The following is a 15,046-nucleotide window of genomic DNA, read 5'->3' as shown; positions in this document are numbered from 1 at the left end:
ACCTCAACCATTGTTTGGGTCAAGGCCTGAAATCGAGGTCTTGTCGGTGAGACCTGAACGGGTAGACCCGGGGAGAACGCAAAACTCATCGCAGTCGGCTCCGGCCGGCCATCTGGGGAAAGATGGTCACCATGAACCCTGCCCCCACGACACCTCCCCGACCGCGGGGGCTCCGCAACCCCCTCCGCCTACTCGCGCGCTGGCTCGGCACCCGCGAATGGGTGATGCAGATGGCGCCGATCATCATCTGGCTGGAGTCGCACCTGCGCGCGTGGACCGGCAACCGGGTGAGCCTCGTCGGCATCGCCGGACTGCAGTCCCTGCAGGTCACGGTCCCGGGTCGCAAGAGCGGCACCCCGCGCACGACGGCGCTGCTGTGCATTCCGTATGGGGACGGGTATATCGTCACCGGCTCGAACTGGGGGCGTCCCGAGCACCCGACGTGGTCGGTGAACCTACGTGCCGCGAACGAAGCCCGCGTGAAGGCCGGATCGCACGAATCCCGCATGAGCGTCCGGATGGTCACCGGGGACGAACGCGAGAATCTCTGGAAGCTGGTGATCGACTACTGGCCCGGCTACCTCATGGAGCATCGACGGTCCGGTGGACGCGAGTTCCGGCTGTTCGTGCTCGAGCCCGCGCAACCGTCTACGGAGATTCGCGAATCCTGAAGACCGGCTCCACGAAGCGTTCGACGGCATGACGCTCGGCGGCCGTGTCGTCCAACGGCCAGGTCAACAGCGACAGGATGACGCGCACGATCCACCCCGCCGCCTCCTCGTCGGGCGCGATGCGGGTGAGCGAGATCGCCACCCGGCCGAGTTCGGGTGCGCGGGCCAGGTACTCGTCCGTGCTTCTCGACCTTGACCCGGTGAACCACCGCGCCAGTGTCGGCTCCGCGCGAATCGCGGTCACCGATGCGAGTATCGCCTCGACGATCCGCTCCGAGTTCTCGAAAGTCTCCAGCGACTGCTCGACGTGGTCCGCCACGGCTCCGGCGGCGCGGGACATCACGGCGTCGACGAGTGCCCGCTTGCCCCCGACGTAGCGATAGAGCGTCGCGCGCGAGCACCCTGCCCGTCCGGCGACCTCGTCCACACCAACGCCGTCGATGCCCCGCTCGCGGATCAGGTCGGCCGCGGCGGCATGAATCCGCTCGACGGCGAGCGCCCGCCGGCTGCCACCGGTCAACCAATCCGCGTGTTCCACCCGCTCCACCGTTCGACACGTCATTCTCACTTTGCCTCACCATGAGACGGATCTCCACACAATTCTAGAACATGTTCTCCAATTCGACTTCGTGATCAGCGACGATGTTTCCGGATCCACTCGCGCTGAGACACCGGCAAAATTGCTGTTGACCCGCGGTGTCGCAGTCCGCGGAACACTCTTGACATCACCCTCCTTCGACGCGAACTGTGGTGATCTATAACAGGTTCCCGCCAACAAGGAGTCCTCGATGACCCACTCGCCGACCCGCGGAATCGACATCTTCGATCCTGTCCATCTCGACGAACCGAACGAGCTCTACCGAACACTCCGCGAGCACTCCCCCGTCCACCGCGTCGCCGGCACCGACTTCTTTCTGGTGTCCCCGTGGGATCTCGTGACCGAGGCGGCGAACCGCACCGACGTCTTCTCGTCGAACCTCACCGGTGTGCTGGTGCAGCAACCGTCGGGACCGCCCGCGACGTTCGACTTGGATGACGGCGGTCAGGCCCTGCACGTGCTGGCCACCGCCGACGACCCGGCGCACCTGCACCATCGCACACTCGTGCTCACGACGCTCGGCCGCCGCATCCGCGCGCTCACTCCGACCGTGCACTCGCTCGTCGACAGTCTGTGGGACGAGGGACTGCGAGGCGGGCAGATCGACTGGGCGTCCGCGATGGCCGACCGGCTGCCACTCGCGATGGTCGCGCATCTCATCGGCCTGCCCGAGTCGGACGTACCCCAGCTACTGACGTGGGCCTACGACAGCACGGAGATGCTCGGCGGGGTCGTCGCCGCGGACCGCCTCGGTCCCCTCGTCACCTCCGCGGCGGAACTGGCCGGCTATCTGCGGGCCGAACTCGTGCGGGCGAGGCCGGACCCACGCGCCGACCTTCTGGGCGTTCTCGCCCACGCGTGCAATGCAGGCGAACTCTCCGAGGACGTGGCGACGCTCGTCCTGGTCCAGCTGGTCGGCGCGGGCGGCGAATCGACCGCGGGGCTGATCGGGGGCGCTGCACGCCTCCTCGCCACCCGCCCCGGACTGCAGACCCGGCTCCGGCAGCAACCCGCCCTCGTCGACGCGTTCCTCGACGAGGCGCTCCGTCTCGAGTCCCCGTTCCGGGGGCATCACCGGTACGTGGTTGCCGACACCACGCTCGGCGGCGTCGATCTGCCCGCCGGTAGCCACCTGCTCCTGCTGTGGGGTGCGGCCAACCGGGATCCGGCCATGTTCGAGCGTCCGGACGAGATAGTGCTCGACCGGCCGCACATCCGTTCGCATCTCGCGTTCGGCAAGGGCGTCCACTTCTGCGTCGGATCGGCGCTCGCCCGCATGGAGGCGCTCGCCGCGACCACCGCACTGCTCGAGCGGACCGACCGCTTCTCGCTCGCCGCCGACGCCGAGCCGCGTTGGGTTTCCAGCCTGTTCGTGCGACGCCACAGCGCGCTCCCGCTCCGAATCGGACAGCTGACATGCGCTGATTGACATTGACGTCAACATCAACACATACTGTGACCGTGACCACAAGCGAGGCTCAGGAGCGGGCGCGGTCGGCGCGGAAAGACAACGACGGTCCCCGCCGCCGCGAACTCCTCCGCGCCGCGAGCGCCTGCTTCGCCGAACTCGGCTACGACCGGACGACCGTCGAGGTGATCACCACCCGGGCCGAAGTGTCGCGGGCAACGTTCTACGCCTACTTCTCGTCGAAGGACGAGGTGTTCCACGCCGTCGCCGCCGACGTGTGCGAGGAATTCCTCGAGTCGCAGCACGTGGAAGGACCGGCGAGCGAGGACCTGCGAGAGGTGCTGCGCACCACGACGAAAGCGTTCGTGGAAGCCGTGTACGCCAACGGACGCGTCCTCGAACTGATCAGGCACCGCGCCCGGCTCGACCCCGAGGTCGGCCGAAGCTGGACCACCGTGCAGACCCGGCTCATCCGCCGCTACACCCGGTTCATCGAGCGCATCATCGCCACGTGCGACGTCACGCCGTGCGCGCCGCCCGCCCGCATCGCGCAGACCCTCGCCGACGCCCAGCTCGCGGGCGCCGCCCGGCTGGTCGACGCGACGGCCCGCGAACAGCGCCGGTACACCGCCGACCTGACCGCCATCTCCGAAAGACTCATCGGCTTCGCCTGACAACGACAATCCGCACAGAATCGGGAGTTCGGTATGCCCACTTCGCCTTCGAGTGACCCCACGGCCCTGGAATCGGCGCTCGCCGAGATACGCGAACTCCAGGACGCCGCGTGGCCACCGCAGGTACCGCGGACAGTCGAGTACCCGATCGAGGGCCGCACCGTGATCGACTACCTGCGGCACTGGGCAACGGAACGCCCGCAGACTGTCGCGATCGACTTCTACGGTCGTGCGATCACCTACGCCGAACTCGACGAACTGTCCGACCGCTTCGCCGGCTGGCTCCTGCAGCGGGGCGCGTCCGCCGGCGACCGCGTCGGCGTCCATCTCACCAACTGTCCCCAGTTCCATGTCGCCATGCTCGGGATCCTGAAGATCGGCGCCGTCCACGTCCCGATCAACCCGTTGTTCCGGGAGCACGAACTCGCGTACGAACTCGACGACGCCGGCGTGGAGATCCTGCTGACGCAGGATTCGTTCGCGGCCATGGTCGAATCCGTGCGCAGCCAGACGGCGCTGCGGCACGTCGCGATCACCGCCCTGTCGGACCTGCTGCCGGCCGAACCCGGCGTCACACCGCCGTTCCCCGCCGCCTCCGTAACCACCGACTGGGCGGAGATCATGGAGTCCCCCCGTGCCGAGCCTATTCCGATGGACCCCGACGCGTTGGCGGCACTGAACTACACCGGTGGGACCACCGGGATGCCGAAGGGCTGCAAACACACGCAGGCGCACATGGTCTACACCGCAGCCACCGCGACACTGGCCGGCGGCAGGCAGGTGGGCGAGGCTCCCCCCGTGGTCCTCGGGTTCCTGCCCATCTTCTGGATCGCCGGCGAGGACTTCGGCATCCTGTATCCGCTGATCAACGGCGGCACCGTCGTGCTCCTCAACCGCTGGGACCCGGAGGCCGCGGCGACGCTCGTCGAAAGTCGTGGTGTGACATCGATGGTCGGGACGGTCGACAACTATGTCGAACTGATGGATCTGCCCGACTTCACCGACCGAGACTTCTCCACCCTGGACAACGCGATGGCCGTGTCGTTCGTGCTCAAGCTCGACCCCGCGATTCGCGGCCGCTGGCGCGACGCCACCGGACACGTGCTGCGGGAGGCCAGCTACGGGATGACGGAGACGCACACGGCCGACACCGTCACGCTCGGTTTCCAGACCGACGACGAAGACCTGCTCAGCGAACCCGTGTTCTGCGGACTTCCGGTTCCGGGCACCGACGTGTTGATCGTCGACGAGGCCGGGGCGCCCGTGCCGGTGGGGCGACCCGGACAGATCATCGTGCGCAGTCCGTCGCTGCTCACCGGTTACTACGGCAAACCCGATGCCACCGCTGCCGCGCTCCGCGGCGGATGGCTCCAGACCGGCGATGTGGGCAAGCTGAACGGCAAAGGCGCACTGCATTATCTGGCGCGCAACAAGGAAATGATCAAGACCAACGGGATGAGCGTGTTCCCGTCCGAGGTGGAGGCACTGCTCATGCTGCACCCCGACATCCAGTCGGCCGCGGTGGTCCCGAAGCCCGATCCGGGCAAAGGCCAGGTGCCGTTCGCGTTCGTCCAGCTCCTGCCGGACCGTCAGGTCTCGGGTGAGGAACTGCGGGAGTGGGCCGCCCGGAACATGGCCACCTACAAAGTCCCTACCGTCGAGGTGCTCGACGCCCTACCCATGACGGCGACCGGGAAGGTCCGCAAGGCCGACCTGTTCGCTCTGGCCGAGGAGTACAAGTGACCCTGCTGGTCGCCAATCGTGGCGAGATCGCGCTCCGCGTCATCCGCACTGCCGAGGAGATGTCGGTCGACACCGTCGCCGTCTACGCGGAGGACGACGCGGACAGCCCCCACGTGCGCGCGGCAACCGAAGCGGTCGCGCTCCGCGGGTCCGGCCCGTCCGCCTACCTGGACCCTCGCGCCGTTCTCGACGCGGCAGCGGAGTTCGGTGCCACGGCAGTGCATCCCGGATACGGATTCCTCAGCGAGAACGCCGATTTCGCACGCTCCTGCGCCGAGGCGGGACTGGTCTTCGTGGGTCCGAGCCCCGAAGTGCTCGACATCTTCGGCGACAAGTCGTCGGCACGCGAGGCCGCCGTGGCCGCGAAGGTGCCGGTGCTCGCCGCGACCAACGGTCCCACCGACCTGGACGGCGTCCGCGCGTTCTTCACGGAACACCCGGGCGGCATCATGATCAAGGCACTCGCGGGCGGCGGCGGTCGCGGCATCCGTGCCGTCCGCAGCGCGGACCGGATCGAGGAGGAGTACCGGCTGTGCGCGTCCGAGGCGCAACTCGGGTTCGGCAACCCCGCACTGTTCGCCGAGGCTCTTCTCGACGGCGCCCGGCACATCGAGGTGCAGGTGGTGGCGGCGCCGCAGGCGGGCGTGACGCGGGCCCTGGCCGTCGGTGATCGCGACTGCAGCGTGCAGCGCCGCCACCAGAAACTCGTCGAGATCGCCCCCGCGCAGGGGCTCGACCCGGGACTGCGCAGCGAACTGCACGAGGCCGCGGCCCGGCTGTGCGCCAGTGTCGGGTACCGGGGACTCGCCACCGTCGAATTCCTGGTGTCGCGGAACGGTTTCGTGTTCCTGGAGGTCAATCCCCGAATCCAGGTGGAGCACACGATCACCGAGGAGGTGACGGGGATCGACCTCGTCGCCGTGCAGATCGACATCGCTCGGGGAGCCGACTACGGAGAACTCTCGCTGCCCGACGGCGTCAGCGCCGTGGGGCTCGACACGTCGGGCACTCCCACTGCCGCGCGCGGAATCGCCGTCCAGGCCCGCGTCAACATGGAGACGATGCGCCCCGACGGTCAGGCCGTCCCCGCCGCGGGCACCCTGTCTGTCTTCTCCCCGCCGACGGGACCGGGTGTGCGCGTGGACACGTACGGGCGGCCCGGACTGTCACCGAGCCCGGGGTACGACTCGCTCCTTGCGAAGGTCATCGTGCATTCGCGGGGCCCGTCGTTCTCGGCCGCGGTGCGCAAGGCCGGTGCGGCGCTCGCCGAGTTCGTCGTCGAGGGTGTCCCCACCAATATCGGCTTCCTCCGGTCGATTCTGGCGGACCCCGGCTTCGCCGACGGCATCGTCGGCACCGACCATCTCGCCGAGCGGATGAGTGCGCTCGTCGACGCCGCGCACGTGCACCAGCCGGCGGAGGTGGCGTCGGAGGCATTCGAGTTGCGGGCGGGTGAGGACGTGCTGCGCGCCCACCTGGCCGGGACCGTCGTGGAGGCTGCCGGAGAAGGTGCGACCGTGGAGTCGGGTGCTCAGCTCGTGGTGCTCGAGGCCATGAAGATGCAGCACGTGATCGCCGCGCCCGCCGGTGCGGTGGTCGAGCGGAATCTGGTGGCGCCCGGGCAGAACGTCAACGCCGGCGACCCGCTGGTCGTGATCCGCCGCACGGGATCGGAGGCCGGCGACGTCGCCGACAGCGCAACCGATCTGGATCGTGAGCGCGCGGACCTGGCGGAGATCCGGCAGCGGCACGAGGTGACCCTCGACGCCGCCCGGCCCGCCGCGATCGCGAAGCGTACGAAGCTCGGGCGGCGCAGCGCACGTGCCAACATCGACGATCTGGTCGACCCCGGCAGCTTCGTCGAATACGGACCACTCGTCCTGGCCGCGCAGCGCAGCCGCCGATCCGAGCAGGACCTGATCGAGAACACCCCCGCCGACGGTCTGATCGCCGGGCTCGCCACCGTCAACGGTGAGGTGTTCGGTTCGCGCGAGGCCCAGGCGGTCGTGCTGTCGTACGACTACACGGTGCTCGCCGGAACCCAGGGCATGCGGAATCACGCGAAGACCGACCGGGTGATCGAACTGGCCGGCCGCAAGCAGGTCCCGGTCGTCCTGTTCGCCGAGGGTGGCGGCGGGCGGCCCGGCGACACCGACGCCGGCCCGGCAGCAGGATTGGACCTGAACACCTTCCGGTCGCTGGCGGCACTGAACGGGAAGGTTCCGCTGGTGTCGGTGGTCTCCGGCCGCTGCTTCGCGGGCAACGCCGCCCTCGCCGGTGTCTGCGACGTCCTCATCGCCACCCCCGACGCGAACATCGGCATGGGCGGCCCGGCGATGGTGGAGGGCGGCGGACTGGGTGTGTACCGGCCGGAGGACATCGGGCCGGTCGACGTGCAGCGGCGCAACGGCGTCATCGATCTGCTCGCCCGGGACGAGGCGCACGCCGTCGAACTGGCCAAGAAGTACCTGTCGTACTTCCAGGGCGCGCTCCCCGACTGGGAAGCCCCCGACGAGCGGCTCGCACGCCACGTCGTCCCGGAGAACCGGTTGCGCGCCTACGACGTTCGCAGTGCCGTGGAATCCATCGCCGATGTCGGCTCGGTCCTCGAACTACGCCGCGACCACGGCGTCGGCATCGTCACCGCGCTGATCCGGGTGGAGGGTGCGCCGTACGGGCTGGTCGCGAACAGCAGCCACCACCTCGGCGGCGCGATCGACGCGGTCGCGGCGGACAAGATGGCCCATTTCCTGGAGCTGTGCGAGTCGTTCGGCCTGCCCGTCGTCTCGCTGTGCGACACACCGGGATTCATGGTCGGCCCCGATTCGGAGAAGGAGGCCACGGTTCGCCGGTTCGGCACACTGTTCGTCGCGGGCGCGCGGATGACCGTGCCGTACGGGACGATCATCCTGCGCAAGGGGTACGGACTCGGCGCGATGGCCATGGCGGGCGGCTCCTTCCACGCGTCCGAGTTCACGGTCGCGTGGCCGACCGGCGAGATCGGGGCCATGGGACTGGAAGGCGCGGTGCGGCTCGGATTCCGGAAGGAGCTCGAGGCGATCGACGACCCCGCCGAGCGCGACACCGCGTTCGCGCAACTCGTCGACGCCGCCTACCAGCACGGGAAGGCCCTCAACGCGGCGACGATCTTCGAACTCGACGACGTGATCGATCCGGCCGACTCCCGTGCCTGGATCGTGCGCCTCCGGCGCCCGTGAGTACTTGTTAACCGCCGCACGTTAATAAGTACTCACGGGGGCGACGGCCACGACGGCCCGGCCCGAGTAGGTGCCGGCCCGCACCTGGTCGATCACCGAGACGACGTCGGCGATCGGAACGTCGTGGGTGATCGACTCGAGCCGGGACGGCGCGAGGTCGGACGCGAGACGGCCCCACAGTCGGCGCCGCTGCTCGATCGGGTACTGCACCGAGTCGATCCCGAGCAGGCTGACACCGCGCAGGATGAACGGCAGGACCGTGGTCTCCAACTTCGGTCCGCCGGTCAGCCCGCTCGCCGCGACCGCGCCGCCGTACTCGATGGTGCTGAGCACGTGGGCGAGGGTGGCGCCGCCGACGCAGTCGACGGCGGCGGCCCACTGGGCCTTGCCGAGCGGACGCGGTTTCGTGTCGGGCTCCGGGAGGCGGCCGATCACCTTGCTCGCGCCCAGTTCGGTGAGCAGTTCCGCCTTCTCCGGCTTTCCGCTCGACGCGACGACCTCGAAGCCCGCCGCGGACAGCAGGTCGACGGCGACGGTGCCGACGCCGCCACTCGCACCGGTCACGAGCACCGGACCGTTGCCCGGCTCGACTCCGCGGGACAGCAGCGCCTCCACGCTCATCGCGGCCGTGAAACCGGCGGTCCCGATCGCGGCAGCGGTGCGGGTGGACATGCCGTCGAGTTTCACCACCCAGTCGGCCGGGACGCGGGCGAACTGCGCGTACCCGCCGTGACGGGCGGTGCCGATGTCGTAACCGTGCGCGACGACCGTGTCACCGACGGAGAACTCCGGGGACTGCGACTCGACGACGGTGCCCGCCACGTCGATGCCGGGCACGATGGGGTACTCACGGACCACCCCACCCTTCGGTGTGAGCGCCAGTGCGTCCTTGAAGTTCACGCTGGAGTACTCGACCTGAATCGTGACCTCGCCCTGCGGCAGGAACGACTCGGCGACCGTCTCCTGGGAGAGGCCGATGGCGCCCTCGTTCTCGCGAGCGATCCAGGCGGTGAATTCCTTCATCAGCTTGCTCTCCTGACCTCGGGGGTGCGTCGAGACCATCATGCGACAGCCGTGCCCCGCAGACGAGGCCGGGGCGACGTTCCCCGGATCAGAACCGCAAGAGCACCTTGCTCGACGAGGACGCATCCCTGGCCGACGCGAACGCGGTGAGCGCATCGGCGACGTCGTACTCCGCCGTGACGATCGGATCCACCACCAGCGAGCCGTCGGCGAGGGCGGCCACCACCTCGTCGATCTCGTCGTTGAACCGGAACGAGCCGACCAGATCCAGTTCCCGGGTGATCGCGATCGACACGGGTACCGGCTGATCCCCCGAGGGAAGCAGACCGACCATCACGACCCGGCCGCCGCGGGCCGTGCCGTGGATCGCCGATGCCAGACCGCGATGGTTGCCGGAGCATTCGATGGTGACGTCCGCTTCCACCGCCGCGACGGCGTCGGCATCGGTGGCGGTGAGTGTCGCGTCCGCGCCCACTGCGCGCGCGATCCTCAGCGGGTACTCGTGCATGTCCACCGCGGTGATCTTCCCGGCGCCCGCTCGCTTCAGCACTGCCACGGCGAGCGCGCCGATGGGTCCGGCACCGATGACGAGGACCGACCGGTCCTTCACCTCCCCTGCCCGCGCGACCGCGTGCCACGCCACGCTCGCCGGCTCGGCCAGTGAGGCCAGACGAAGATCGAGGCCGTCGGGAAGAACCCGGAGCATGCGAGTCGGGACGGCGACGTGGCTGACGAACAACCCGTCCGCGTGCGGGAAGTGCGCCGCACTACCCAGGTACGTGCATCCGGGGGAAATATTGGGGCGATCGGCTGGGTACTTCGCGCTGTCGCCACCGGGGGTCGCGGGGTGGATGGTGACGGGGGTGCCGGCGCCGGGACCGCTTCCGTCCGTCGCGCCGATCAGGACGGTGCCCGACGCCTCGTGTCCGAGCCGCATCGGTGCGCGAAGGATCGACTCGCCGGCGGCGCCGTGCTGCCAGTAGTGGAGATCGGATCCGCAGATCCCGCCGTAGGCGATGCGGATCACCGCTTCGTCCGGCTTCGGTGCGGCGATCGGCACCTCCTCCACGCGCAGGTCCTGCGCACCGTGGGCGACGACCGCCTGTGCGTGCGTCGGAACCTCGGTGGCGTGTGAAGCGGTGGTCGGGCTGGTGTTCATCGGTGAAGTCCAGTTCTGTCGGAGGTCGGAGCCTGTCATCTGGTGACGGGTTCCGCGGTGGTGAGGAGCCCGAGTTCGTCCCGGCGTGGCATGCCCTCCCAGTCGCCGGACACGGTGCACGCGAACGCCCCGACCGTGACAGCGGTTCTCAGACGGTCGGCGGGTGCCTCACCGGCCAGTCGTTCCGCGAGGTACCCGGCGACGAAACCGTCTCCGGCCCCGACGGAGTCGATCACGCTCACCGGCACCGCGGGCAGGGAGTACGTTTCTCCGTCGACCATCGCGAGGCATCCCTGGTCGCCCAGTTTCAGGATGCTTTCGCGTGGTCCGAGGTCGCGGATGCGGGCGGCGAGTTCGGCGGGGGTGCCCTCCCCCACCGCGATCGCAGCCTCGTCCTCACCCGCGAAGACGATGTCCGACAACGCGATCAGCTCACGGAAGACGGGGGCCGCGTCGTCCGGCGACCACAGCGCTCGGCGGTAGTTGAGATCGAACGACACCGGAATGCCCAGTACGCGTGCCCGTTCGACGCAGTGCAGGGTGGTCTTCCTGGCGGTGTCGGACAACGCGGGGGTGATGCCGGTGACGTGCAGCAGGGACGCCGACTCGAGGCGGTCGTCCGCGATGTCCGACATCGTGAGCCGCGACCCCGCGCTGCCGGTCCGGTAGTACCAGACGCGGGTGGCGGTGGCGGTTCGCCGCTCCTTCACCATCAGTCCGGTCGGAGCGTCCGGATCGCGGATGACGTCGGCGGTGATTCCCTCGGCCCGTAGATCCCGTTCGATCAGGTCGCCCAGGCTGTCCTGGCCGACGCGTCCGATCCAGGTGACGTCGACGCCGAGTCGCCGCAAGGCGATCGCGAAGTTCGATTCGGCGCCGCCGATGCCCAGGTGCAGTGTCGATGTGTGGGCGAGGGCACCGGTGTCCACCGCCCTGGTGAGGGCCATCGTCTCGCCGAACGTCAGCACCGTCATCACACGACCTCCAGTCCGGCGACGACGTCGCCGAGGCGCCGGCATCGTTCGGCCAGCTGCCCGAGGTCGCCGCCGCGGAGAGCGTCCCCGATCAGCGGGCCGCCGAGGCTGACCGCCGCCGCTCCGGCCGCGAACCACGCGGGGACGTCGTCGATGCCCACCCCACCCGACGGGACCACCTGGATGTCGGGGAAGGGCCCGCGCAGGTGCCCGATGTACTCCGGCCCGACCACCGATGCCGGGAACAGCTTCACGGCGGTCGCACCCGCATTCCATCCGGTCCACAGCTCGGTAGGGGTGAATCCGCCCGGGTAGATCGGAACTCCGGCACGCACGGCCGTGGCGATGACGTCGAGGTTGGTCGTCGGCGTCACGAGGAAGTCGGCTCCCCCGTCGAGGGCGGCGCGGGCCTGGTCCACGGTGGTGACCGTCCCGACCCCGATCTCGACGCCGTCGGGTGCGTCGAGCCGGATGCTGCTCAGGGACTCGAGGGTTCCCGGCGTGCTCATCGTCAGCTCGACGGCATGCACGCCGTTCTCGGCGAGGACGCCGACCACCGGGGCGTACCGGTCGGCGTGCGCGGCGCGCAGCACCGCGATGACGGAGGTCGTCATGCCGCCGTCACCTCACGGTCGGTGGCGTTGGCGGCCAGCGTGAGGTCGCGGTCGCGGGTTTCCGGTGCCATCGCCGAGGCGATCAGAACGGTCACGGCCATCAGGATCATGTAGACGGCCACGGGGATCCACGAGCCGGAGAAGGCCGTGACGAGCGCCGCGCAGATCAGTGGTGCGACACCGCCGCCGAAGATCGAGGCGAATTCACGGCCGAGCGTGACGCCGGCGTAGCGGTAGCGGGAGCCGAAGATCTCCGGGAAGTAGCTCATGGTGACGCCGACGGCGCCCTGGCAGGCCAGGATGAAGCCGACGATCATCGCCATCGTGATCAGCAGATGTGAGCCGGTGTTCAGGGCCAGGAAGGTCGGCACGGGCAGGATGATCAGGGCGATCACGATCGAGATGTACACCGGCTTGCGGCCCACCCGGTCGGACAGGCGGCCGAACCCGTATGCCGCGATGCCGCCGCAGATGGCCCCGACCAGGAGCACCTTGGGAATGAACGTGGGGTCGACGTGCACGTCGTTCTTCAGGTACGACGCCATGAACACCTGGTACGTGTACGACTGCGCGCTGATGCCGATGGTCATGAACATGACGATGAACAGCGGCTTCTTGCCGTTCGCGAAGATCTCCTTCACGGGCGTCTTCGGAACCTGGTGCTGCTCCTTGAGTTCCTGGAACACCGGGCTCTCGGTGAGCTTGCGACGGATGACGAACGCGGCGACGGTGACGAGCAGACTGCTGATGAAGACGAGACGCCAACCCCAGGACATGAGCTGCTCTTCCGGCAGGAGCTGCGCGGCGATCCACGCGACTGCGCCGAGCGCCGTGCCGAGCGCGGCTCCGGTCATCACCAGGGCGGCGAGCCGCCCTCGCCTGCCTATCTGCGCTGTCTCCGTCAGAAGGGTTGCACCACCGGACTGTTCGGCTCCCGCGCCGAAGCCCTGGAAGAATCGGCACGCGACGAGGAGCGCCGGTGCGAGCAGCCCCACCTGACTGTAGGTGGGCAGCAGACCGATCCCCAGTGTCGCGCCGCCCATCAGCATCAGCGTCGCGACGAGCACCCACTTGCGGCCGAGACGCTCGCCGTACCGCGAGAAGAACAAGCCGCCGAGCGGCCGGGCGAGAAATCCGACGGCGTAGGCGCTGAAGCTTGCGAGGATGCCCGCCGCGGGCGAGATGTTCGGGAAGAACAGGGTGTTGAAGATCAACGCCGAAGCGGTGCCGTAGATGACGAAGTCGTACTGCTCGAGCGTGGTGCCGATGAGCCCCGCCCACGCCGCCCGGCGGACCGCGGACGGGTCTGCCTGGGGTGTACCGCCTGCGCGGCCGGGAGTTTTCGGGTTCACCGTGGGGTCGAGTGTAGTGTCCATGGATTCCTCCATTGGTGGTTCCCGGCATGTCCGGGCAGGGGTGAGGGAGTCAGATGGTCGCGCTGGACTGCAGCGACGGGGTCGTCCCGAGGTCCGGGACCGAGTCGGATGCTTCGCCGGCGGCGACTGCCGGTCCGTGGCGGACGATGATGTCGACGAAGTCGGCGATCCGCGAGACGAAGTCGGTGTGCGAAGCGAGAGTGCTGGGAAACAGACCTCCGTCGACGAAGACGGAGCGAACGAATTCTGTAGTGGAAGCGGCGTTGTCGGCCATTCCTGCCAGGCGCGGTCGAGCGGGGTCGGTCATGGATCGTGCGTGGGGGCCGGGATCGAACCCGGGCGGCGGGGCGATGCAGCAGAGGTATGCCGCCACCGTCAGAGAAAGGTACTGCGGGACGGTACCGCGGCCGAGATGTTCGAGCGCGGGGATCGGGATGCGCTGCGCCAGTTTGACCGATCCGTCGGAGCCGACCTGTGAGGTGCGATGTCCCAGAGCGGTATTGGACCAACGCGAGAACAGCTGTCGGATGTAGTCGTCCGTGTCCACCGATGCGGGAACGGTGACCGTCGGCAGGTACTCGTCGCAGAGGATCCGCCGCGCGGCGTCCTCGACGAACGGCTGCGCAACGGACTCGGGGATGGTGGCGCGCCCGTCGAGTGCGCCGAGGTAGGCGATGAGCGAATGCGTCCCGTTGAGCAGTCGGACCTTCATCAGCTCGTACGGCTCGACGTCGTCGGTGAACAGCGCGCCACCGTGCTCCCACACGGGACGGCCGGCGGCGAACCGCTCCTCCATGACCCACATCGTGAACGGCTCCGCGGGGACGGCGATCGTGTCGCGCACGCCGAGGTGTGCCAGCGCCGCCTCGTTGTAGCGGTCCGAGCCGGACGGCACGATCCGGTCCACCATCGAGTTGGGGAACGTCACGGACGAGTTCATCCAGGACAGCAGGTCGTCGCGGAGAGGCGGGGCGAAGGTGCCGACGAACTCGCGGACGAGCCTTTCGGTCTGACGCCCGTTGGACAGCAGGTTGTCGCAGCTGAGGATCGTGGCCGGGGCGCCGTGCGTGCTCGCCCGCAGGGCCAGTCCGCGGGCGATCTGCCCGATCGTGGTGCGAGGTGTCCGCACCTCGGTGAGGTCGCGGCGAACGACGTCGGAATCGAGGTCGAGGGAACCGGTCTCGGGTGACACCGTGTACCCGTGTTCGGTCACCGTGATCGTGACGATCTTCGTCGCCGGGTCCGCGATCGCACGGACGACGGACTCCGGGTCCTGTTCGGCCACCAGGGTTCCGGTGTGTGAACCCGGGACGCTCACACGAGAACCGTCCGGCGAGATCTCGACGACGCTGTACAGGAGGTCCTGCGCGTTCATCGCGTCGGCGACGGTGCTCGAGCGGCTCGCCACACCGAGGATGCCCCACGGTCCGGGTTCGCGTTCCATCGCGAGCGCGGTGTACACCGCCTGGTGTGCGCGGTGGAAGTTTCCGAGGCCCAGGTGCACGATCCCGGTTCCCTCCGGTACCCGCCGGTGGATCAATGCCGCAGCGGGAACGTTTCGGCGCGAAAGTATCGGTTCGGACATGCG

General features: G+C 68.9%; 12 protein-coding genes. 5 read left to right on the top strand and 7 right to left on the bottom strand.

Annotation, left to right across the window (positions count from 1 at the left end; genetic code table 11):
- The first annotated feature begins 131 nt into the window (after positions 1 to 131).
- Positions 132 to 671, top strand: coding sequence for a nitroreductase family deazaflavin-dependent oxidoreductase (locus CJ177_RS13725; protein ID WP_082833247.1), 540 nt, complete (start codon positions 132 to 134; stop codon positions 669 to 671).
- Here CJ177_RS13725 and CJ177_RS13720 read toward each other — a convergent pair.
- Positions 649 to 1,209, bottom strand: coding sequence for a TetR/AcrR family transcriptional regulator (locus CJ177_RS13720; protein WP_095867925.1), 561 nt, complete (start codon positions 1,207 to 1,209; stop codon positions 649 to 651). The genes CJ177_RS13725 and CJ177_RS13720 overlap by 23 nt on opposite strands.
- A gap of 250 nt (positions 1,210 to 1,459) precedes the next feature.
- On the opposite strand from CJ177_RS13720, the gene CJ177_RS13715 reads away from it, so the two are divergent.
- Genes CJ177_RS13715 through CJ177_RS13700 form a run of 4 tightly spaced genes read left to right on the top strand, consistent with a single transcriptional unit; the run spans position 1,460 to position 8,312 of the window.
- Positions 1,460 to 2,698 (top strand): cytochrome P450, encoded by a 1,239-nt coding sequence (locus tag CJ177_RS13715; RefSeq protein WP_095867924.1) that lies wholly within the window; start codon positions 1,460 to 1,462, stop codon positions 2,696 to 2,698.
- Between the two features lie 26 nt (positions 2,699 to 2,724).
- Entirely contained in the window at positions 2,725 to 3,351 is a 627-nt protein-coding gene (locus CJ177_RS13710; protein ID WP_025433299.1) for a TetR/AcrR family transcriptional regulator, read from the top strand.
- A 33-nt stretch (positions 3,352 to 3,384) separates the two neighbouring features.
- On the top strand, positions 3,385 to 5,094 hold the full coding sequence (locus CJ177_RS13705; RefSeq protein WP_061046155.1) for an AMP-binding protein: 1,710 nt from the start codon (positions 3,385 to 3,387) through the stop codon (positions 5,092 to 5,094).
- A complete protein-coding gene (locus tag CJ177_RS13700) occupies positions 5,091 to 8,312 on the top strand; it encodes a carboxyl transferase domain-containing protein (protein ID WP_095867923.1) in 3,222 nt (1,073 codons plus the stop codon). The genes CJ177_RS13705 and CJ177_RS13700 overlap by 4 nt, the downstream gene beginning before the upstream one ends.
- Before the next feature lie 21 nt (positions 8,313 to 8,333).
- Here the strand turns inward: CJ177_RS13700 and CJ177_RS13695 are convergent, their stop codons facing one another.
- The 6 genes from CJ177_RS13695 to CJ177_RS13670 all read right to left on the bottom strand — a co-directional run bounded on the left by CJ177_RS13695 (position 8,334) and on the right by CJ177_RS13670 (position 15,043).
- Complete coding sequence (locus CJ177_RS13695) at positions 8,334 to 9,335, bottom strand: MDR family oxidoreductase (RefSeq protein WP_061046153.1); 1,002 nt, start codon at positions 9,333 to 9,335, stop codon at positions 8,334 to 8,336.
- Between the two features lie 88 nt (positions 9,336 to 9,423).
- Entirely contained in the window at positions 9,424 to 10,494 is a 1,071-nt protein-coding gene (locus tag CJ177_RS13690; RefSeq protein ID WP_179443221.1) for an L-idonate 5-dehydrogenase, read from the bottom strand.
- Between the two features lie 35 nt (positions 10,495 to 10,529).
- Positions 10,530 to 11,468: a sugar kinase gene (locus CJ177_RS13685; RefSeq protein ID WP_095867921.1), complete on the bottom strand. Its 939-nt coding sequence runs from the start codon at positions 11,466 to 11,468 to the stop codon at positions 10,530 to 10,532.
- Entirely contained in the window at positions 11,468 to 12,082 is a 615-nt protein-coding gene (locus tag CJ177_RS13680) for a bifunctional 4-hydroxy-2-oxoglutarate aldolase/2-dehydro-3-deoxy-phosphogluconate aldolase (protein WP_095867920.1), read from the bottom strand. The genes CJ177_RS13685 and CJ177_RS13680 overlap by 1 nt, the downstream gene beginning before the upstream one ends.
- Positions 12,079 to 13,458 (bottom strand): MFS transporter, encoded by a 1,380-nt coding sequence (locus CJ177_RS13675; RefSeq protein ID WP_005250925.1) that lies wholly within the window; start codon positions 13,456 to 13,458, stop codon positions 12,079 to 12,081. Before CJ177_RS13675 ends, CJ177_RS13680 begins: the two co-directional genes overlap by 4 nt.
- Before the next feature lie 49 nt (positions 13,459 to 13,507).
- Positions 13,508 to 15,043, bottom strand: a complete 1,536-nt coding sequence (locus CJ177_RS13670) for a mannitol dehydrogenase family protein (RefSeq protein WP_095867919.1) — start codon at positions 15,041 to 15,043, stop codon at positions 13,508 to 13,510.
- Between the last annotated feature and the right edge of the window lie 3 nt (positions 15,044 to 15,046).

It is taken from the genome of Rhodococcus sp. ACPA1 (assembly GCF_002300195.1).
In the GTDB taxonomy this organism is placed as follows: domain Bacteria; phylum Actinomycetota; class Actinomycetes; order Mycobacteriales; family Mycobacteriaceae; genus Rhodococcus_F; species Rhodococcus_F opacus.
This window is presented reverse-complemented; position numbering and strand designations above follow the sequence as displayed.